This is a genomic window from Streptacidiphilus sp. MAP12-20, from assembly GCF_041262525.1.
Taxonomy (GTDB): Bacteria; Actinomycetota; Actinomycetes; order Streptomycetales; family Streptomycetaceae; genus Streptacidiphilus.
The window spans coordinates 38,723-58,163 of the sequence record NZ_JBGCCK010000023.1; the positions used below are offsets into that span (position 1 = coordinate 38,723).

22 protein-coding genes and 2 pseudogenes are annotated in these 19,441 nt (G+C 69.4%); 11 read left to right on the forward strand and 13 right to left on the reverse strand.

What is annotated here, in order from left to right; genetic code table 11:
- Positions 1–10: 10 nt before the first annotated feature.
- Positions 11–952 carry an SDR family oxidoreductase gene (locus ABIA32_RS26650; RefSeq protein ID WP_370100520.1) on the reverse strand — a complete coding sequence of 314 codons (942 nt, stop codon included), beginning with the start codon at positions 950–952 and terminating at the stop codon, positions 11–13.
- Between the two features lie 127 nt (positions 953–1,079).
- Between ABIA32_RS26650 and ABIA32_RS26655 the strand changes: the two genes are divergently transcribed.
- From ABIA32_RS26655 to ABIA32_RS26670, 4 genes are all read left to right on the forward strand, one after another.
- Complete coding sequence (locus tag ABIA32_RS26655; RefSeq protein ID WP_370100523.1) at positions 1,080–2,069, forward strand: RNA polymerase subunit sigma-70; 990 nt, start codon at positions 1,080–1,082, stop codon at positions 2,067–2,069.
- An 841-nt stretch (positions 2,070–2,910) separates the two neighbouring features.
- Complete coding sequence (locus ABIA32_RS26660) at positions 2,911–4,233, forward strand: transposase (protein WP_370100526.1); 1,323 nt, start codon at positions 2,911–2,913, stop codon at positions 4,231–4,233.
- The gene (locus ABIA32_RS26665; RefSeq protein ID WP_370100732.1) at positions 4,196–4,375 is read left to right on the forward strand and encodes a hypothetical protein; all 180 of its coding nucleotides are present in this window, start codon (positions 4,196–4,198) and stop codon (positions 4,373–4,375) included. The genes ABIA32_RS26660 and ABIA32_RS26665 overlap by 38 nt, the downstream gene beginning before the upstream one ends.
- A 104-nt stretch (positions 4,376–4,479) precedes the next feature.
- Complete coding sequence (locus ABIA32_RS26670) at positions 4,480–5,160, forward strand: hypothetical protein (protein ID WP_370100529.1); 681 nt, start codon at positions 4,480–4,482, stop codon at positions 5,158–5,160.
- A 464-nt stretch (positions 5,161–5,624) separates the two neighbouring features.
- On the opposite strand, the gene ABIA32_RS26675 is transcribed toward ABIA32_RS26670, so the two are convergent.
- The 3 genes from ABIA32_RS26675 to ABIA32_RS26685 form a co-directional block, all read right to left on the reverse strand.
- Positions 5,625–6,212 (reverse strand): GNAT family N-acetyltransferase, encoded by a 588-nt coding sequence (locus ABIA32_RS26675; protein ID WP_370100532.1) that lies wholly within the window; start codon positions 6,210–6,212, stop codon positions 5,625–5,627.
- A 217-nt stretch (positions 6,213–6,429) separates the two neighbouring features.
- Positions 6,430–6,825: a hypothetical protein gene (locus tag ABIA32_RS26680; RefSeq protein WP_370100535.1), complete on the reverse strand. Its 396-nt coding sequence runs from the start codon at positions 6,823–6,825 to the stop codon at positions 6,430–6,432.
- Positions 6,826–6,853: 28 nt separating this feature from the next.
- Positions 6,854–7,573, reverse strand: coding sequence for a DinB family protein (locus ABIA32_RS26685; protein ID WP_370100537.1), 720 nt, complete (start codon positions 7,571–7,573; stop codon positions 6,854–6,856).
- 326 nt (positions 7,574–7,899) lie between these two features.
- On the opposite strand from ABIA32_RS26685, the gene ABIA32_RS26690 reads away from it, so the two are divergent.
- Positions 7,900–9,393 carry an IS66 family transposase gene (locus tag ABIA32_RS26690; protein WP_370100540.1) on the forward strand — a complete coding sequence of 498 codons (1,494 nt, stop codon included), beginning with the start codon at positions 7,900–7,902 and terminating at the stop codon, positions 9,391–9,393.
- 343 nt (positions 9,394–9,736) lie between these two features.
- Here the strand turns inward: ABIA32_RS26690 and ABIA32_RS26695 are convergent, their stop codons facing one another.
- The 3 genes from ABIA32_RS26695 to ABIA32_RS26705 form a co-directional block, all read right to left on the reverse strand.
- Complete coding sequence (locus ABIA32_RS26695; protein ID WP_370100543.1) at positions 9,737–10,189, reverse strand: pyridoxamine 5'-phosphate oxidase family protein; 453 nt, start codon at positions 10,187–10,189, stop codon at positions 9,737–9,739.
- Positions 10,190–10,428: 239 nt separating this feature from the next.
- On the reverse strand, positions 10,429–10,803 hold the full coding sequence (locus ABIA32_RS26700) for a nuclear transport factor 2 family protein (protein ID WP_370100546.1): 375 nt from the start codon (positions 10,801–10,803) through the stop codon (positions 10,429–10,431).
- Positions 10,804–11,004: 201 nt separating this feature from the next.
- Complete coding sequence (locus ABIA32_RS26705; protein ID WP_370100548.1) at positions 11,005–11,553, reverse strand: N-acetyltransferase family protein; 549 nt, start codon at positions 11,551–11,553, stop codon at positions 11,005–11,007.
- 106 nt (positions 11,554–11,659) lie between these two features.
- Here ABIA32_RS26705 and ABIA32_RS26710 point away from each other — a divergent pair, with 106 nt between their 5' ends.
- Positions 11,660–12,424, forward strand: coding sequence for an alpha/beta fold hydrolase (locus ABIA32_RS26710; protein WP_370100551.1), 765 nt, complete (start codon positions 11,660–11,662; stop codon positions 12,422–12,424).
- A 25-nt stretch (positions 12,425–12,449) separates the two neighbouring features.
- Here ABIA32_RS26710 and ABIA32_RS26715 read toward each other — a convergent pair.
- Positions 12,450–12,599: pseudogene (locus ABIA32_RS26715) on the reverse strand (IS630 family transposase); the annotation flags it as partial.
- 16 nt (positions 12,600–12,615) lie between these two features.
- On the opposite strand from ABIA32_RS26715, the gene ABIA32_RS26720 reads away from it, so the two are divergent.
- A complete protein-coding gene (locus ABIA32_RS26720; protein ID WP_370100554.1) occupies positions 12,616–13,173 on the forward strand; it encodes a YciI family protein in 558 nt (185 codons plus the stop codon).
- A 46-nt stretch (positions 13,174–13,219) separates the two neighbouring features.
- On the opposite strand, the gene ABIA32_RS26725 is transcribed toward ABIA32_RS26720, so the two are convergent.
- On the reverse strand, positions 13,220–14,860 hold the full coding sequence (locus tag ABIA32_RS26725) for a DUF2142 domain-containing protein (RefSeq protein WP_370100557.1): 1,641 nt from the start codon (positions 14,858–14,860) through the stop codon (positions 13,220–13,222).
- Between the two features lie 527 nt (positions 14,861–15,387).
- Between ABIA32_RS26725 and ABIA32_RS26730 the strand changes: the two genes are divergently transcribed.
- Positions 15,388–15,846, forward strand: a complete 459-nt coding sequence (locus ABIA32_RS26730; protein ID WP_370100559.1) for an SRPBCC family protein — start codon at positions 15,388–15,390, stop codon at positions 15,844–15,846.
- Positions 15,847–16,150: 304 nt separating this feature from the next.
- A complete protein-coding gene (locus ABIA32_RS26735) occupies positions 16,151–16,441 on the forward strand; it encodes a hypothetical protein (RefSeq protein WP_370100562.1) in 291 nt (96 codons plus the stop codon).
- A gap of 50 nt (positions 16,442–16,491) precedes the next feature.
- On the opposite strand, the gene ABIA32_RS26740 is transcribed toward ABIA32_RS26735, so the two are convergent.
- Positions 16,492–17,055, reverse strand: a complete 564-nt coding sequence (locus ABIA32_RS26740; RefSeq protein WP_370100564.1) for a GNAT family N-acetyltransferase — start codon at positions 17,053–17,055, stop codon at positions 16,492–16,494.
- Positions 17,056–17,458: 403 nt separating this feature from the next.
- Here ABIA32_RS26740 and ABIA32_RS26745 point away from each other — a divergent pair, with 403 nt between their 5' ends.
- Both ABIA32_RS26745 and ABIA32_RS26750 read left to right on the forward strand, forming a co-directional pair.
- Entirely contained in the window at positions 17,459–17,746 is a 288-nt protein-coding gene (locus tag ABIA32_RS26745; RefSeq protein WP_370100567.1) for a DUF1905 domain-containing protein, read from the forward strand.
- Positions 17,747–17,807: 61 nt separating this feature from the next.
- Positions 17,808–17,984: pseudogene (locus tag ABIA32_RS26750) on the forward strand (VOC family protein); the annotation flags it as partial.
- A gap of 12 nt (positions 17,985–17,996) precedes the next feature.
- Here ABIA32_RS26750 and ABIA32_RS26755 read toward each other — a convergent pair.
- Genes ABIA32_RS26755 through ABIA32_RS26765 form a run of 3 tightly spaced genes read right to left on the reverse strand, consistent with a single transcriptional unit; the run spans position 17,997 to position 19,440 of the window.
- Positions 17,997–18,350 carry an MmcQ/YjbR family DNA-binding protein gene (locus ABIA32_RS26755; protein ID WP_370100570.1) on the reverse strand — a complete coding sequence of 118 codons (354 nt, stop codon included), beginning with the start codon at positions 18,348–18,350 and terminating at the stop codon, positions 17,997–17,999.
- 45 nt (positions 18,351–18,395) lie between these two features.
- Positions 18,396–18,677 (reverse strand): DUF6295 family protein, encoded by a 282-nt coding sequence (locus ABIA32_RS26760; protein ID WP_370100573.1) that lies wholly within the window; start codon positions 18,675–18,677, stop codon positions 18,396–18,398.
- A 19-nt stretch (positions 18,678–18,696) separates the two neighbouring features.
- On the reverse strand, positions 18,697–19,440 hold the full coding sequence (locus ABIA32_RS26765) for a dienelactone hydrolase family protein (RefSeq protein WP_370100576.1): 744 nt from the start codon (positions 19,438–19,440) through the stop codon (positions 18,697–18,699).
- Position 19,441 lies beyond the last annotated feature (1 nt).

The window sequence follows — 19,441 nt, forward strand, 5'->3', positions numbered from 1 at the left end:
ACGGGGGCGCTCAGCCGCCGCTGTGCGAGTGCGCCCCTGGCTCCAGCCAGCCTGAGGCCCACAGCAGGTCCGGCGTGGTTTCCCCGCGGAAGACCGCCGCCGAGCGGTGCGCGAACTGCGCGAAGGCGGTGGGCCGGAGGCCGAACCGCTTGAACGCCGCGGTGTCGACGCGGGTCTCGGGTCCGCCTTCGCGCCGCAACCGGAACAGGTCGTCGAGGTCGTCCGCGAAGCGAGGCGGGATCCCGGAGGCGACGAGCCGGCGGTACTTCTCCTCGGGGGCGAGGTCGACGTAGCGGATCGGCCGACCGACGATCTCGGTCAGGATTGCGCAGACCTCGGTCATTGCCAGCGCTTCGGGCCCGGTCAGCGGGTGGACGGCAGTCTCGCCGCCTTCCGGCGCGGGCCCGGTGGCGGCGGCGAAGGCGATCCTCGCCACGTCCTCGACGTCGACCGGCGCCAGGCGGGTGTCGCCGAGCGGCTGAGCAAACGTGCCGTCGGCCAGCATTGTTGGCACCTCGCGGTAGTAGACCTGCATGAATTGGCTCGGTCGAAGCACCGTGGCAGAGACGCGGGCCGCACGCAGATGCTGTTCGACCTGCGCGTGGTAACGCCCGAACCGGAATGGGGAGTCCGGGTCGGCACCGAGGCCGGACACCTTGACGATGTGCCGCACGCCCGCGCCGACGGCCGCGTCGATCAGGTTGCCCTGGGCCTCGACCATCCGGTCGTCCGCGCTGGAGATCAGCACGACCGTCTCGACGCCGTCCAGCGCGGGGGCGAGAGTGTCGGGCACCAGCAGGTCCGCCCGGACGGTGGTGAGGCCGGCCGCGTCGCGCTCCGCCCGCCCCTTGGCCGGGTCGCGGACCAGCGCCCGGGCGGTCCGTCCCTGGCGGCCGAACTCGCGGACCAGCGCCGAGCCGGTCAGTCCGGTCGCTCCCGTGATCAGTATCATCGCTCACTCCTTCGTCGTGGTGCCGGGCCGCCCGGCGCGGCCCTGTGCCAGGTACAGACGAAGCAGGGGAGCGGAACTGACCGCGGCGGGCGGAAATGCCGGGCGACGACAGGCTGTTGTCCCTCAGGTGACGTCCACCGCCAGCGTCCCGGTAGCCGTCGAGGACTGGGACGCGATCCACGCCCGCCACCACCGCGAGCTGCTCGGCTACTGCTACCGCATGCTCGGCTCGCCCTTCGATGCCGAGGAGGCCGTACAGGAGACGTGGCTGCGCGCCTGGCGCGGCCGTGCGGGCTTCGCCGGGCGCGCCTCGCTGAGGGTGTGGCTCTTCCGGATCGCTACCAACGTCTGCCTGGATCTGCTGCGGCAGCGTCCCCGACGCGAGCGACCCGTCGACGTCACCGGCGCCGGGGACGCGGCCTCGCCGCTCGGCCCGCGCGACGAGGACCGGTGGCTCCTGCCCGCGCCCGACCACTGGCTGCTGCCGCCAGACCAGGACCCCGCCCGGACCGCCGTCCTGCGCGACTCCGTCCGCCTCGCCTTCGTCGCCGCGCTGCACCGGCTCCCACCGACGCAGCGCGCCGCGCTTCTGGCCCGCGACATCCTCCAGCTGCCCGCCGAGGAGACCGCCACGCTCCTCGACGTAACCGTCCCCGCGGCCAACGGGCTGCTGCGCCGCGCCCGCTCCCGCCTGGCCGACGGCCGGACCGACGAGAACCCCCGCGCGGACAAGCTGACGGAACACCAGCGTGCGCTGCTCGGCCGGTACGTGGCAGCCTTCGAGCGCCATGACATCCCCGCGCTCCTCGCGCTACTCCACGACGACGCGACCCTCGCCATGCCGCCGTACGCACTCTGGTTGGCCGGGCGCGACCAGATCGAGCGCTGGTTCCGGCGCGAGCCCAACCCCTGCCGCGACGCCCGGGCACTCCCGATCCAGGCCAACGGCGCGCCCGCCCTCGCGATCCTCCACAGTGACGACCGAGGGCTGGCCTGGCGGCCCTTCGCCGTCCAACTGCTCACCGTCCGGGAGGGCCGCATCGCCGCAGTCGACACCTTCCTGGAGCCGCGGCTGGTCGGGCTTTTCGGACATGGTGAATTGCAGCCGATCCGCTGATCGGCTGCGAAATGGAGCATCGGGGCCGCCCACCTGGAAGGCGACCGGGAAGCGAGCACAATGGACACGTTCGACATGCTGGTGCTGGACCCCCGTCCGATTGCCGAGAACCCCGGCGGACCCCGGGTCAGGGCCGACGGGCCGAGCGCCGCAGTGCGAGACGGCACCGCACCCCCGCAGAGCTGGCCGGCCCGCACCGCACTGAGGCGGAGCTCGGCCTCAGCCCGCGTCAGTCAGCGCTCTGCAGCCGGGTCCCAGCCGCCGCCAGCGGGTGCGGGCTGCCCGCTGCGAGAGAACGTGCATCCCGAGTCTCAACACGCCGACCTGCCAGGGAAGCACATGCCTGCCAGCATGCCACGCCGAGCTGGCGAGATGCCGAAGGACCAGCAGCGCACCTGGCAGGCTGCCCGCCGGCATGCCACACTCCCGCACCCCGGTCGCGTCGAATCGGAGGTGGGCGGGGCCGCGATGCTGGTGAGGACGTAGGCTGAGCGTGGCTGGCCGGTCTGGTCGAGCCCATGTGAGGCGGCACTGTCGTTCGCGGCGGAGTCCGAATGACCCGGCCGTGACGCGGCAAGGGCCGCACGGGTTAGGTGAGTTGTGAGTCTTGCCTGGGCCCGTACGGCCTGTTCCCATCCTGCCCTGTCCGGGGTCTCCCGTGCACGCTTCGGCGAGTTGCTCGAAGAACTCGCCCCCAGGTGGCATGCGGTCCGGGAGTCAGCGCCGCGCGAGTGCCGCGGTGGAAACCGCAGGCGGGCGCCCAGGGCGGGTCCCAAGCTGATGACGATCCTTGAATTTGGCTCTGACCGGAAGTCCATGAAAGACCAGGTCAGCGGTCGGCATGACGAATCGTTTCCTCGCGGGATCCCCTCGGTATGGCCTGCGCACGATCGAGGATGTGCTGTTTCCCGGCGTCGATGTTGAGTTGGAGCGGCTGATCATCAGCCCAGAACTGCTGGTGATCGAGGCGGCAAGGCGGGAAGCCGCCGAGGTGCCCGGACTACGCGACGCTCGGGAAGAGAGTATCCACTCTTCCTACTGGCGGATCCTGGGCGAGCGGCCCGCGATCGGCCGCAAGCTCACGATACGCCTGCGGGTCCGCCGCTACTTCTGTGACCGCAAGCCCTGCGGACGTCTAACCTTCGTCGAGCAGGTCGAGGGCCTCAGCGAGCGTTACCGACGCTCCAGCCTCGGGCTCAAGCAGTGGCTGCGGGCCGTCGCGGTCGGGCCGGCGAGCGGCTGTGCCGGGCAATCAGCGTCCGCGTCGGCCGCACCCGCCTGCTGGAACTCCTGGAAGCGCCGGAGGTACCGGCCCGCGCGCCACGGGTGCTCGGCGAAGTTCGCGTTCCGAAAAGGTCGCACCTACGGAACCGTGCTGGTCGACATCGAGGCCAGGACCGTGGTGGACGTGCTGCCGGACCGCACCTCGGAGACTTTCGCCGCGTGGCTGCGCGAGCACCTCGGCGTCGAGATCGTGTGCCGCGACCGCGCCACGGCCTACACGAAGGCCGTCAAGGAGGCCGCACCGGACGCGATCGAGGTCGCTGATCGCTGGCACCTGCTGCAGAACCACGGTGCGGCAGTCGAGAAGACCTGCCAGCAGCACCGCGCCTGCCTGCGCAAACAGGCCGAACAACACGAGCCAGCTGAAGCGCCGGCCGTCGTGCTGCCTATGACCGTGCTGCCGAAGACGCCAATCGTCGACCGCGCCCGCGAGCGTCACGAGGACGTCCACCGGCTGCTAGACCGCGGCTGGACGATCAGCGTAGTCGCCCGCCATCTACAGCTCGACCGCAAGACCGTCCGCCGCTATGGCAACACGCCACTGGACGAACTCCTCGCCAGCGCAAAGGACTTCGGCGCCCACCGCCGCCACCAACTCCAGCCGTTCATGCCCTACCTGCACATCCGCTACGCCGCCGGGATCACCAGCGGCCGACAGCTGTTCGACGAGATCCACGAACGCGGCTACACCGGCAGCATCCAGGTCCTGCGCACGCCTGCGCGAAGGGACCATCGAACCAATCCGCGCCGACCTGGCCAGATCCTTCCACGACCTGCTGAGCAACCGTCGCGGCCATCTCCTGCCGGAGTGGATCCAGGCCGAACAGGAGGCCCCGGCGCCGATCCGGTCCTTCGCCGGCTTCCTGCGCCAGGACCTTGACGCCGTCACCGCCGGCCTCACCCTGGAATGGAGTTCCGGGATGGCTGAAGGGCACGTCAACAAGGTCAAGATGCTCAAACGCTCCATGTTCGGCCGAGCTTCATTCCGGCTCCTCCGGATCCGAATCCTCACCCACCCGTGATCCTTCAGACCCACCGAATCGCCACGCAGCATGGGTGGTTGATCAGTAGGCTGGCGCACCGTCTGGTCAGATCGCGTCACCACAAAAATGAGGGCAGGGGCTCCGTGTCGGATGCAGTGCTGAACGTGGTGATCGGGTTGATCACGAGCGTCGTCAGCGGCGGGTCCGTCTGGGCCTGGAAGCGTGTGAGCACCGCTCGCATCCTGCATCAAAAGCAGGCGCTCCTGGGACTACGGCCCGGTGCACCGTGCGTCATCATCCTGAACAGCCACTGGCAGATGCCCAACGTCACCGAGCACGGCGACGTCTATGCGATCATCGAACTTGCGATGCTCGCCGAGGAGTCAGGGTGCGCGTTCTCCCTGGTTGCCGCAGAAGCGCCTGAACTGAACGGAGATCGCACCGAACTCAGTATCGGTGGCCTTGGATCGAACCAGCGCAACGTCGAGTACTTGGCGAGGCACCTGCCCGGGATCAAGGTCAACCAACGTGGTGACTTCACCGTCAATGGTCAGCGCTTCGTCCACAAGCAGGGACGAACGGACCATGCCCTGGTCGCGCAGTTCACCCCTCCCCAGTCCGCACAGCCGGTCCTCATGATCATGGGGCAGTCGGCGATCGCCAACCGCGCGGCAGTCCACCTGCTCAAGCGCGACTACAAGCGCCTCTCCAAGGAGATCCAGTCACTCAATCGATTCTGTCTCATGCTGCGCGTCGACGCGGCGGACACCTACGGATATCAGGCCGTCGAAGTCGCCATTGACCTGTCGGCTGTCGCGTTCTAGAGGAGCCGCGCTCCTGCGGATTCGGGCTGCCAGCAACGCGTTCATGGGAGCTCACCCGGTCTCTCACGGACTTCCGGTCAGAGCCAAAGTCAAAGAGCGCCATCAGACGATCTCTACCTCTGCGTTGGCCCCGTCAGCTCCGTGAGCCAGTCGGAACAGTAGGGCACGATCCACTTCTGACCAACCGTCAGATGTCCAAGTGGCGGCGGGAGCCTCCCGGCAGAGGTTTCGGAGGATGCGATACGCGCAGGGATGTCGTCGACATCACCGGCGCTGTCGGGGTCCGAGCGGCAGGATGACGGGTGTCAGCTCGCCAGAGCGTCCGTCAGAGGCTGTTTTGTGATGAAGCCCTGCCTATATGGTGGGTCCCGGGGTGACCGTGCCTGAGTGTGGGGCTCGGCTGCCTGGGGGCAGTAACGGACCCGGCTTGGCGTGGGTGGGAGCGAGGCAGCGCAGCCCAGAGTTCACCGCCTGGCGCGGCTGTCGCGCTCCTTCACCCAGACCATGCTTCGTCCAGACTCCGCTGGGGCGTTGACTCCGTCCTCGTCGACGCGCTCGAGCCGGTAGTCGAGACGTCGAGCGACGGCCGCGCTACGCACGTTGGCCTCATCACAGTGGATCTCGATCCGATGGATATGCGGCAAACCCAGGAGCTCTCGCGTCAGCGCCTGGACCGCCTTGGTAATCACGCCCCGTCCGACGTGATCTGAATGGCACCAGTAGCCGATCTCGACCACGCCGGGCCCGAGTTGGTCCTCGACCCCGGCCATGCCGAGAATCTCTCGTTCTGCTGAATCGAAGATGCCGAACTGGTAGCTGCCATCGCTGGGCCACCGCAGAGCGCGCTCGAAGCGCTCCAGGTCCTCCTGCTCCGTCGGCGGCTTGGCCGCCCAGGCCATCCATGGATGGAGGTGATCGAAGGAGGCCACGATCGCTTGACGCCTCGCCTCGCGGTCACCGCGCCCCCACCGACGCAGCACAAGATCGTCGGCGGGGATCCGCTCGGGAACATCGCCAGGTCGGAGGGCGGGCTGCACGGGGTTCGGATCCATGCGCGAGAATATCTCCCAGCTGCATCTCTGGTCGCAACTGTGTTTGTTCCGCCGAGCCTCCAGGCGATGGCCCTCGGACTACTGAGACGTCGGGTGCAGGCAAGATCAGAGCGTGTTGGAGGACATGCCGTAGCTGACGGCACGTCAGCTCAGCTCTACCGTTGTGACTGGATTGGTCTGAGCTGTGACTCCCAGTTTTAGTTGGCGAGTTCCAGTTTTAGTTGGCGGCCTCGCCCGACGCGGTGTCCGCGTGCGTGCGACTTTTCGCGATAGTTGGCATCTGATCGCGATGGTTGGCACTGGTGGCGCTTGCACCAAGCTGCTGCGTGAGTCGGCGGCAGAGGAGATCGGTCATGGCCAGGTGGTTCATGGCGGCGGAGCGGGATGGGAGGGTCTCGTAGTCGGGGGTGAGTCGTCGGAAGTCCATGAGCCGGCCGAAGATGCGGTCCACAGTCCGATGGCGTGGCCGGACGGTGAAGCCTCGGGTGGTGGGGTCGCGTCGGACGATCTCCGCGTCGATGCCGAGGGTTGTGCCGTGTTCGACGTTCTGTTGTCGGTAGCCGCCGTCTACCCAGATCTCGCGCAGGTCGTGGATGGGTGGCGGTGCCCACACTCGCACGATGCTGAGTCCATAGCCGGCCCTACTCGGCGTCCTGTGCCTCGATCAGGTCGAGGTCGCGGACGCAGAAGCGGTGGTGCTCGAAGGTCTCGTTGAGCACCGTGCCCAGGCACTGCCGCACCGAGCGACCCCGGGCGTACGGCGGCCAGACATCGTCGTCGGGCACCGGCGCTCGCGCCGCGAGCGCCGCAGCGGTGGCCTCGTCGAGCCAGGCCTCGAGCTCGGCGGCCTGCGCGTCACGCACGCTCACGATCTCGTCGAGGGCCGGATCGAGCGAGAGGTCAAGCCCGTGCGCTCCCCGGTAGGGCTCCACGGTCGTCCCGATGCCCATCGGCGTGAACAGCTCCGTCGAGCCCAGGCAGCAGCGGCGGAACCACGAGTCGTGGACGAAGACCAGGTGGCGCATCGTCTGCACCGCCGACCACTCGTCGTTCGCGCTGCGGCGCTCGATGCCGGGCGTACGCCGGATTCGCTCGATCGTGGCGGCCCAGCCGGCCTGGAGCCGACGCGATGCCTCGCGCAGGTCGGCAGGGTCCTCGGAGCGGATCAGCACCCGCACCGGATGACGCCGGTCGAGCTCTGCCTCGACGTACTCGGTGACCTCGACACCGTTCACCACGAGGTTGGTGATGAGCCCGTCGATCACGGCATCCTGCATGACGACGCCGATCAGGCGTGCCCCGGTCAGATCGCACTCCCGGAACTCCGCACCGTGCAGATCCTCGTCGACATACCGCGTCATGCTCCGCATATTAGGTGTCATGCTCCGCATATTAGGTCCGAGCACCGACAAGCCAGCCTCCCCGGCTTGATGTGGCTTCTTCCAGGTCCTGGCCGAGCGCGAAGAATGATCCACACCGGGTTTCCGAGAGGCCCGGTTCCGGCAGCCTGGCCAACCAGCGCGCGCCCTGCTCTCCCTCACGATCGATCGTGATTCGTATGAATGGTTCTGGGATCTCGATCACGCAAGTGCCCTACGCGCGCGGGCACCGCGTCGGGCGAGCCGCCAACTAAAACTTGTGGTCACAAGAGCGCTTCGCGCTCTTGAATCAGTGGGCTGATCGTTGGATGACCGTCGGCGTGTCCTCCGATCCGGTGCCGTCGTATGACGAGCTTGTGTCGGAGAACGTGGCGCTGCGCGCGGAGAACGAGCAGCTTCGTGCGACGGTGACGCGGTTTGAGGCGCTGGTCGAGTCGCTGGTTGCGCGGAACGCCGAGCTTGAGGTGAAGGTTGCCGACCTGGAAGCGAGGTTGGCGCAGAACTCGGAGAACTCCTCAAAGCCGCCGTCCAGTGATCCGCCGTATGCCAAGCCGGTGCCGAGGTCGCTGCGCGGGAGGTCGGGGCGGCGTCCCGGTCGGCCGGACGGTCAGCCGGGAACGTGGTTGTCGCAGGTGGCGGAGCCGCACCACACGGTGGTCCACGAGCCGGGTCCGTGCCGGCGGTGCGGGGCCGATCTGGCCGCGGCGCCCGTGGCCGGGGTGGTGAAGCGGCAGGTGTTCGACCTGCCCGAGCCGGTCGTGGAGGTGACCGAGCACCGTCTGGTTGCCCGGCGCTGCCGGTGTGGGACGGTGACCGGGGCTGCCGCCCCGGCCGGGGTGACCGCGCCGGTGCAGTACGGGCCCCGGGTCGCCGCGACGTGTGTGTACTTGCATCAGGAGCAGTTCTTGTCCGGTTCGCGCACCGCCGGGGCGATGGACGATCTGTTCGGGGTGGGGCTGATGGCCTCGACCGTGACCGGGTTCTCCAGCCGCTGCGCGACCATGGTGGCCCCGGTCGGGGCCCTGATCGGCGACCGGGTCGCGGCGGCGGGCGCCGGGCACTTCGACGAGACCGGGTTCCGGACCGCCGGCGCGTGTCACTGGCTGCACTCGGCCTCGTGTTCTGACGCCGTGTTCTTGACCGTGCACCGCAGGCGCGGGAAGGCGGCCACCGACGCCGCCGGGGTGCTGCCGCGGTTCACCGGGGTGGCGATGCACGACGCCTGGGCCCCGTACGACACCTACGGGCAGGCCGTTCACGCTCTGTGCGCAGCGCACGTGCTGCGGGAGCTGATCGCGGTGACCGAGACCGCGGCCGGGAGGACCGCCGCGCGGACGAAGAAGGTGGCCAACCAGGCCATCGAGGCGCTGCTGGACCTGAAGAAACACGCCGACGCGGCCCGCGAGCGCGGCGCGCAGCGGATCGACCCGCGCCTGGTCGAACGGCCCCTGCGCTACCTGGCTGCCGCAGCCCGCGTCGGCGTGCAGGCCACCGCCACCCGGACCGGCGCCTTGCAGAAGAAGCACCACGCGCTGTTCACCCGGCTGCGCGACCGCCTGACCGACTACACCCGCTGGGTCCACGACCTGCGGCTTCCCTTCGACAACAACCCCGCCGAACGCACGATCCGAATGCCAAAACTACGGATCAAGGTATCCGGGAGCCTGCGGACCCTGACCGGCGCCGAACAGTTCGCCGCGATCCGCACCTACACCGCCACCGCCGTCCGCAACGGAGTCGGCGCCTTCACCGCCATCCTCGCCGCCATGCGCGGCGGCCCCTGGCAACCGAACTGGACCTGACCAGCCGCCCGCCACCGCGAAGCGGCCATCAGGCATGGAGACCAATCCAGTCACCTACCGTTACCCCATGGATGCCGAACCACGTCCTCGCTTGAAACGCGTGCGACCCGCGTCTTGACCAACCTGAGGGTCGATCACCGAGAATCACAGCGGTCAACCCGCGGGTTCGCCCTGAAGCACCTTCAGTTTCCCTGAACTCGCGCAAGGTCCGCTGGCTCGTCGAGCGCGCCTACGCCGGCTGCGCCAGCGCCAGGAGCCACGCAGGGTCCATGAGAGTTCCATCAGCCGACGTCCGCCCCCCACTGACCGCGACGCCGCCGCGGGTGGCAGTGGGCGGGTCAGGTCAGCCGAGCCACTGGCTCTGCTTCATCAGGTCACGCCCGGCCAACTCGTTGGCCTCACGCCAGGCCTGGATCCGCACAGGCGTGATCCGGAACCACTGGTACCGCTGCGGCTCCTTGCGCGGATCCCAGGCATTGCGCCGCGCGTAGGACTCACCGACGCCCGCGTCAAGCTCCTCGTCCAAGATCACCACGGCGGTGCCCTCGACCATCGTGACGTCACGGGTAGGACCGAACGCGAGCCGGACCATGCCGTTCTCCACGAGATGGCGAGCAGTCGTGGAGGCGAGAAGCGTGCTGATCACGAAGTGGGTGCCGTCCCAGTCGAAGGACAGCGGGACCAGGTAGGGGCCCTTGGATCCACCGGTCGAGACCCAGACATCCTCGTCCCGCCCGAACCGGGTGCGGGTGTCAGCGATGCGCTGTTCCAGCGAACGCGCGGCAGGATGCGTCATACCGAACTCCAAATCAGCTCGTCGGACCGAGATCAGCGACCAATGTAGATCCGTCCCGACCCCGACACGCCACAGACCTGACGAGATGCTGCGCTGCGTGCCTGACCGGCTGTGAGCGGTCAGCCCGACCTGCCCCCGGTCGCGACCGACCCGGTCGCTGATGCGACGAACTGCCCGTGGTCTTCGGGCTCCGCGACGGACGCGGCGGGGCGGGGCGGTCTGGTCGGCGTTGCTCGCGGTCAGTAGGGCGAGGGCTGGTTGTGGACGATGATCAGGGACGTGATCTTGCCGTCGGCGACCGTGAGATAGCTGGTGAGCACCAGCTCGTCGGGCAGGTTCGTCTTGTCGTACTCGCCGTCGTAGCGCACCCGCACGATCGTCAGGGCGCGGTGGTTCACGACCTCGGCCACCTCCATGGTGACCTTGTCGCCGACGATCTCGCGGCGCACCCAGGCGCGGATCGAGGTGGGGTCGGCGAACTCGCGGCGCACGTCGTTGACCACGGCGTCATCGGCGAAGGTTGCCATGACGGCGTCCACGTCGAAGGCGTTGACCGCCTCGATGTGGGCGGCGACTACGTCGGGCAGAACCGCGGCCTGGATGTTGGTGTTCATGGAAAGCTCCTTCCGATCCCGGCACTGGTGCGGTGCTTGCTCAAACGGTGTGCCCTGCCCGCGCCGGAGAGTCAACCGGCGGTCCTGCGCTGGACCCTCCGGCAGGGGGAGGAGTGCGGTCGCGAGGGTGTCCAGGTCGTTCGTCACAGACTGACCTTGGGCGCCCTCGCATCGTCCGCGCAGTCACTGCAAGGACTTCGCTCAGCTTGGCGCGACGGGCTGTTCGAGGAGTTCGTCCGGTCCGTCGAATCCGCAGCGGCGGTACAGCGGCGCACTGCGCTCGGACGGCCACACGATCAACGTATCCAGGCCGTGAGCGCGCGCATCGCTGGTCACCTTGTCGAGCAGGGCCCTGCCCAGGCCGCGATTGCGCTGTTCAGGGACGACGTAGAAGTTCGTCACGTAGCCGAGGGTGTCGGAGCCCGGGTAGGGACTCGGGACCTTCTCCACGAGACACACGAACACGTGACCACAGGGACGGCCACCCACTTCCGCGACCCAGACCCGCCAGGGCCCGGCCATCCGGGAACGTAGCCACTGCTCGCAGTCGGCGGTGAACTCCTCTTCGCCCCGCGGGACTTCATCTCCGTTGTCCTCCACCTTGAACCGCCAGCGCATGGCTGCCAGCGCGGGCGCGTCATCAAACTCGGCCCGACGGATAACAACGTCACTCATGGCCACACTCTCGCAGGCCGATCCGCCGGAGCGAAACGGCCCACGACCACACAGCGACCCCTTGGAATTGATCATCTAGGGCTCTGACCGTATTGGTTCGCCGGGTTGAGGCCCCCCGTGACAGAGGCGGTCGGCGGGAAAATGATGGATGCTTCGATCGCTGGCCCCTAGGGTCTGCGGCATGACTCTCGCCTACGATGCAACCGGAGACGGTCCCACGCTGATGCTGCTGCACTCCGCGGTATGCGATCGAAGGATGTGGGATCGGCAGCGGACGGCCCTGGTCGATGCCGGATACCGGGTGGTGCGTTGCGACTTCCGTGGCTTCGGCCAGACTCCTTTGCCGGACCGGAGCCACAACGACGCAGAGGATGTGCTGGACCTGCTGGACGCCCTGGGTGTGGAGCAAGCGGCGCTGGTCGCCTCTTCGTACGGCGGAAGTGTCGCCGTGGAGATCGCCGCACGCCGTCCGGACCGGGTATCCGCCATGGCGCTGCTGTGTGCCGGGCTGCCTGGGCACGAACCCACCGAGGAGCTGCGCGCGTTCGGCGAGCGGGAGGACGCGCTGCTCACGGCCGGTGATCTCGCGGGGGCCGTGGAACTGAACGTGGACACCTGGCTGGGGCCGGAAGCCGACGAGGCGGTCCGGGAGGACGTGCGCGGAATGCAACGGCATGCCTTCGAGGTGCAACTGGCTGCCCCCGAGGGAGCCGGGCGGAACGAGGTGGAGATCGACCTGTCAGCGATCAAGGCACCCTGCCTCGCTCTTTCGGGCGGCCACGACCTTGCGGACTTTCGACAGATCGCGGCCCAGCTGCCGAGTCTGCTCGCCGACACCCGGCACATCGAACTGCCCTGGGCCGGCCATCTCCCCAGTCTGGAGCGGCCTGCCGCTGTGACGGACCTGCTGATCACCTTCCTGCACGAGATGGTCCCCGCCGGCTGACCAGGATCTCCTGAAGTCCCGCTCGGGCCGCCTGCGCGAGGCGGCGTCCGACCCAACGGACGCCCTTCTCACTCCGGACACGCGCACGTTCGCGCCGTTCGGCCGCCAGGACATCTCGGTGGCGGGCGTTGGCGTTGCGCCAGCGCAGATAGGCGTGCAGAGCCCGGGTCTGTACGGGGGGCGGTGATGCGGTGGTGGTCGCAGACCGGCCAGGGTCCACGGCGCTGCGTGCGGACCTGCGGGAAGACCACTGGTCCTACATGGACCGGTACGCGAAACAGATGATCGCCCGCGGCCCGACGCTCACCGGGGAAGGTGACGTGGCCTCAGGCAGCGTGCACATCGTCGATCTGCCAGATCCCGCCGCTGCTCGCGCGTTCGCTTTCGACGAGCCCGGGTACCAGGGCGGCGTGTACCGGGACGTGCTGCTGCGCCGGTGGCGCAACATGTTGGGGCGCACCATGTGGGAGTTCCCCGGCGGTCTGAGCGGTGGCCGGCGGTACCTGGTGCTGGGCCTCGGCCCGGAAGGCGCGGCCGGACCCGTCGTGCCGCCCGACCGGGACCAGCTGATCGCGTTCGGGCCGCTGTTGTCCGACGACGGCAGCGTCTGGTTGGGCACGGCGGCGCTCGTTCAGGCCGCGGACCGCGACACGGCCCGCGCTGTCCTGGACCAGGCTGACCTGGCTGACCAGGCCCGGTATGCCGACATCGAAGTCCATCGCTGGCAGAGCGGCGGAAGACCGGCCTGAACCGAGGGGCTGATCCGAGGGGCTGAGACGGCGGGGTCGGCTGACGTCAGGTTCGCTGGGCGCGGGCTGGTCTGTGGGTCGGAGGGACGGCGTCGGCTTCGGGTGCGGGTGGGGTGTCGCTTCGGGAGGCGGTGCGCCAGATCAGCGCGCCGAGCCCGGCCAGTCCTGCCGCTGCCAGGACCAGGGGCAGTTGTGGTCCCAGTGGCGGCAGCCAGTCGCCCTTGAAGGGGTTGACCGGCATGAGCGGGATCGGATCGCCCGAAGGGAAGCCCCGCTGGTACCGGAGCATCGTCGCGTACAGCGTGATCAGCTGGAACGGGAGCAGTACCACGACGTAGCACCGGGTGAGCCGGGCCATGTGGGCGTCGTCGAGGATGCCTCTTTCCGCCAGGAGGTAGGAGCCGAGGATCGGGACCCCGGCCAGTACGGGCAGCAGATAGCGGCCCTGGGACAGGTACCAGCCCTGGCTGATCGGCCCGGCGTCGGCCGCGAGGGTGAGCACGGCCGTCCCGCCGATCAGGAGCAGCAGCCGGGCGCGGTCACGCCAGCCTGTCAGGGCGACGGATCCGAAGAGGATGACGCCGCACGCGCAGAACCACAGCGGGAAGACGATGCCGGGTGGGGAGGTGTCGCCGAAGCCGACCAGGCCGACCATGCCCTTGACCAGGTACTCGCCGCGCCCCCAGACATCCACGTTGAGGGTGTTGGCGATCACGCTGAACCGGGACTGCCCGGGCGGGACCGACAGGGCCTGGCCCGTGGGGTCCTGCCAGGCGCTCCAGCCGACTCCCGCCAGGAGGGCTACTGCCACGACGGCCGCCCAGCGGCGGACCGTCAGGCTGTGGGCCAGTACACGCGCGTGACGCCGGCTGAGGCCGAGGGCCGCCACGCATCCGATCAGCGCCAGCCAAGCGACGCCGCCGGCCCTGACCGTGGCGACGACGGCCGCGCCGACCCCGCAGACGCGGATCAGCGTCGGGGAGGTCGCCCTCCCGTCCACGACGAGGACGAGCCCGGACCAGAGCATCACCGCCGCGGCTATCTCGACTCCGGCCGGGTTGATGGCGGAGGAGAGGTGCAGCGCGACGGGTGTCAGCGCGACCAGCAGGCCGCTCAGCAGCCGACGGCCGGTCCGCGCCGTGCGGGCGACGGCGAGGGACGTGGCGAACAGGGCGCTGACGAGCGCGTTGGACAGCATCCGGGCGAGGTAGATGCCGCGGAGGGTGGGCCACAGTCGCAGGGGCTGACCGACGATCACGTAGTAGAGGGGGTTGTACCGTCCGGCGCCCGAAGCGATGGCGACCGTGTGGTGCGCGTCGGACCGCAGTCCCGCCGGGGGTGAGCACGCGGCGGAGAGCTGGGGATGCTGATGGAAGCAGGCGGAGCTCGCGGGCGCGTTCGGCGCGAGACTGCGCGGGGCCGCGATCAGCGGTGTCCCGTCCGCCAGGACCGGGCCGTGGAAGACCCACTCGCCCCCTGCGGCCGACCAGGCACGCACCGCATGCCGGGCCTCGTCGGGGAAGCCGTCGTAGGGTACGGCGAGGGCCCAGCCGCAGCCGAGACCGAACAATGCCAGGAACGCCCACAGGAACGTTCGTCCGGCCACCCGGCCGAGGGCTGCCCGTGCGTCACCCGACTGGGGTACGCGGGCGCGGCGGGCGGGGAGCGCGCGACGACCGTCGGGCACATCTCCTCCTTGGGTCGCCGCGTTGGGCTGCCGTCTGCGGTGCTGTCTGGGGCGGCCGGAGCGGATGGCGCCTGGGACTCAGCCTGCGGGGCACACCGGCTCCCCGCATCTCGGCACGCTGGTGTGAGTGTGGGGTGGGCGTGGGTGTGGCGGAATGGCGCCTGGCGTGACTCCGCCGTTCCAGTTCCGTGGCGGATATGACATGTGCATGTAACGATGGCGCTCGCGTATTCCGTGACGAAGTCCGTTCAAGGCACCGGGAGGTCATGGTGAGCCACCCGCTCCAGCTCCGCGCCGACTACCGGCCTCCGGGGGCGGCGGCGCAGTCCGAGCCCTGGCACATCGTGCACCGCGGCGGGACCGTGGGACTGTGCGGCCTCCGGATGGCCCCCGTCGGAGAAGTGCAGTCCATTCTCCGACTGTCGACCCTACCCGGGCACCGAACCTGCCGCGCCTGCCGGATCCGGCACTCCTTCGGTCACCTGAGCCTGGTCGATACGCCCCGCGTGCCCGCATAGTCTGAGGTCATGGCCCAGTTCCGACTCTCCCGCACCGTGCCCCTGTCCGCGACCGAGAGTTGGCAGCGCCTGACCGACTGGCCGCGGCACGGGGAGCGGGTGCCGCTGACGCGCGTGTTCGTGGCGGTCGGCTCGGGGCGCGCGGTCGGCGACCTGGTCGTCGCGCGGACCAGGCTCGGCCGGGTCGGCTTCGACGACACGATGGAGGTCACGGTGTTCCAGCCGCCGGGACCGGACCGGCCAGGTCGCTGCCGGCTCGTCAAACGCGGATCCCTGGTGCGGGGCTGGGCGGAGCTGACGGTCAGCATGTCCGGATCGGTGGGGAGCGCAGAGGTCGGGTGGCGGGAGGAACTGCGGGTGGCTCACCTGCCCCGGACGGCCGACCCCCTGGTGGCGGCGGCAGGGCGTTGGGTGTTCGGGCGGGCTCTGGACGGACTTCTGGGCGGGACGGGATCGGCGGACAGGTGATGGTCGTGGCGCGCCCACTCGGGTGCAGGCGGACCCGACCGAGTTCCCTTACCGGCGCGCCCTGCACGACGATGGGCTCAGGGGACCGGAGGTGAGTTCGATGTCGAAAAGCGCCCCCCGCCCGGCCGGCGGTCGGCCCGTGCACCGGACCAGGCTGAGTGCGGCGTGGGTGGCCACGATCGTGGCCGCGCAGGTGGCACCGGGCTCGGAGCCGGATCCGCCCGAGGAGCGGGGAGGTCGCTAACGCGGTCGGGCAGGGCTCGCCGAGGTGCGGGAGCGGGCATCGGGGCGCACGCTCGATGCTGTGGGCGCGATCATCGTTCTGTTGGAGCTGGAACCCGCCACCGAGGTCCTGGGCGGCTCGGTCGGCGATGCCGGCGAGGTCGACATCGGGGCGCGTGTGCGTTACGTGCACGCCGCCGGATCGGATCCGGACGCACCCGGCGACCCGTTGCCCCGCACCCTGTGCGGCCTCGACATCACCGCGCTCGAACCGGAGGCCTACCTGCCGGCTTGGCCCGGCGGGCCCTGGTACCCGCCGGAGTACCGCAGCCGCCGCTGTCCGGCCTGCGAGGTGGCGCTGCAGGACGGGTGACGCAGCGATAACGGTGCGGCGGGCGGGTGGCGGTGGGCCGTTCCGCAGCGTCAGCGGCGCGGCGCGGAGGGCGGCCATTCGTCGGCCAAGAGCGACCAGACCTCCTTGTCGTGGCGGACCCCGTTGTGCGGGTAGTAGGAGCGCAGCACTCCGTCCAGGCGCATGCCCAGCCGCTCGGCGACCGCGCGGCTGCGGGTGTTCTGCGCGCTGTTCAACCATTCCACGCGCTGCATGCCGCGTTCGACGAGCGCGTACTCCGCCAGGTGGCGGACTGCCGCGGTGACCAGGCCGTGGCCTTCGCCCGCCTTCTCCGTCCACACCCCGATCTCGCAGTTGCCGAGGCGGGTGTCGAAGTGGACGAACATGACGCCGCCGACCAGTGTGCCGTCCAGCCAGATGCCGTAGATGCGGCCGGTGTCCTGCGCCTGCTTGTCGGCGTAGGACTGGAGCGTGGCGCGGGCCGACTCCAGGTCGGTGGAGTAGGAGGCCCACGCGATCCAGGGGTCGGTGTTCGGCCGGGCGCGGTCGATGTGGGCGAGGAACTCCTCGGCGTGCCAGGGCTCCAGTGGCCGCAGCTCGGCGGCGGGAGCGGTGGACAGTGGTACGACGTACATGGGGTGCCTCCGGTACGGACGAGGACGCGAGGCTCGTAACAAGCGTTTGGTACGTACCCTAGCGGCAGGGCGCACGCGCGCGAAGAGGCCCCCGGACGCTCTGGGGTTCGATAGGTTGAACTTTGATTCTTGTACACGTGTTCGGCATGGGCTGGCTGGCAACGGTGCGGGCTCAGCCGCGACGGCTGTGTGCCGGCCGTCCGGTGCGCCGGGCCCACGCGCAGGATCCCCGCGGTGAGGCGATGACAACTGCCCTACTAGGCTGCCCGCATGAGCGATCATGTCCCCGAGGAGTTGCTCACCGTCGCCCGCTGCGGTGCTGCCCGGGCAGACTGAATCCGCACTGTCCCGGCAGACTGAGGACCGGCCCGATCCGGCCCCTCTTCGAGAAACGGACTGGCCCGTGTACGTCACCTTTGTCGGCCATGTGATCGAGTGGCGTGGGCCCGCGCCGTTCTACTTCGTGAGGGTGCCGGAAGACGAGTGCGCCGGCATCCAGGAGGTGGCTTCCGCGGCCACCTACGGCTGGGGAGTGATTCCGGTCAGCGCCCGGATCGGCGAGATTGACTTTTCGACGTCTCTCTTCCCCAAGGACGGCGGTTATCTGCTGCCCATCAAAAACGCCGTGCGCAAGCCGCAGAATCTCTCGGCCGGTGACGAGGTGACCGTCGAAATGACCGTCCGCCTCTAGAAATTGTTGCAATGGACAACGTCGGCATCGTCGTCGATGACCTGGATGCCGCCGTCGCGTTCTGGGCCTGCATCGCGTCATGTTCGCCGTCGACGACATCGACGACACCATCGCCCGCCTGCGCCCTCACGGCGCCGAGCTCCTCGGCGAGGTGGCGCAGTACGAGAGCATTTTCCGGCTCTGCTACCTCCGCGGCCCTGCGGGCATCATCGTCGCCCTGGCCGAACAGATCGGTTGACGCACCAGAAGGTCAGCGCAGGGCCTCTCCCAGGTGTTGTGCCGCCACCCGTTTGGGGACGACCATCCGCCACGCCTCGGTGACGATCTCTCGCATCTCCTCCGCGTCGATGGCGGCCATCCGCACCTGCACCCAGTTGAAGCGCTCGTCGACAGGGTCGGGCATGGCGAACTTCTCCGGTTCGGCTGCCACCAGCTCGGAGCGTTCCTCCTTCGGGTAGGCGAAGCCCATCAGCGTCTCGTCGCCGGAGAACGCGAGGTAGACAATCCTTCCGACGCGGAACTTGACCCGGTCCCGCACGAGCGCCTCGTACGTGCGCGGCAAGGAGAGCGCGTAGGACCGCACGTGTTCAACCGTCACCGCCATACCGGCACCCTCCTCGGCTCCACCAGCTCCGTCCCGGCTCAAGGGTCAGGCCGTCGGCGGCGAGGCCAGCAGGTCCGGCGGCACCGCTGCGAGGGCCTGCTGGATCGCTTCGACCAGGCGGCGGGCCGAGTCGGCCGAGAGTTCGAGTGCGACGCGGGCGGCCGGGTCGCGGGACGGATCGGCGAGATCGATGTTGAGCGTGTGCTCGTGCATCGCGTGGACCGGGTGGTCGAAGTAGACGGTCGCGTCGGTCACCCGGATCCAGGTGCCTCCCGGACCCTTGCCGCTGCCCTCGACCTCGGCCTTCACGGTGGTGTAAGTGCACATACTGGTCCTCCCTCGGTGCTCAGTTGCCCAGGTTGGCCGCGAAGAACGCGGCGATCCGCTCCCAGCCGTCGTTGGCGGCGGCGACGTTGTAGGAGGGCCGGTCCACCGCGAAGAAGGCGTGGCCCGCGCCCTCGTAGACGTGGAACTCGTGCCGCTTGCCGTGCCCGTCCAGCAGCCGGCCCAGGTCCGCGACCTGCTCCGGGGAGGGGTACGAGTCCTGCGCGCCGAACAGGCCCAGCAGCGGGGCGCTCAGCCGGGGCAGCTGATCGACCAGGGAGGAGACCTTCAGCGGGAATTCCGACGGCGGGTCGAGGGTGACGAACGCGCCGTAGCAGTCGACCGCGGCGTCCAGCTCCAGGTTGCACGCCGCAAGAACCGACTGCCGACCGCCCGAGCAGTACCCGATCACCGCGGCCTTGCCGTTGGCGTTCGGAAGCGCCCGCAGATACGCCGCCGCCGCGCCCACGTCGCCGACCAGGCGCTCGTCCGGGATGCCGCCTGCGGCGCGGGCCACCGCCGCCGCGTCGTCGGGGGCCGCGCCCGGGGCCTCACGGCTGTAGAGGTTGGGGCAGACCGCGTCGTAGCCGAGCTCGGCGAAACGGCGCACCATCTCCTTGGTGGCCCGGTCGTAGCCAGGCAGGTGATGGATGACCACCACTCCGCCCCGCGGGGCGTCGCCCTCCGGACGCGCCAGATAGGCCTCGATCTCGTCGCCGCTGTGCCCGGGGAACCGGACCGTCGTCGCACTCAGTGATCCATTCATG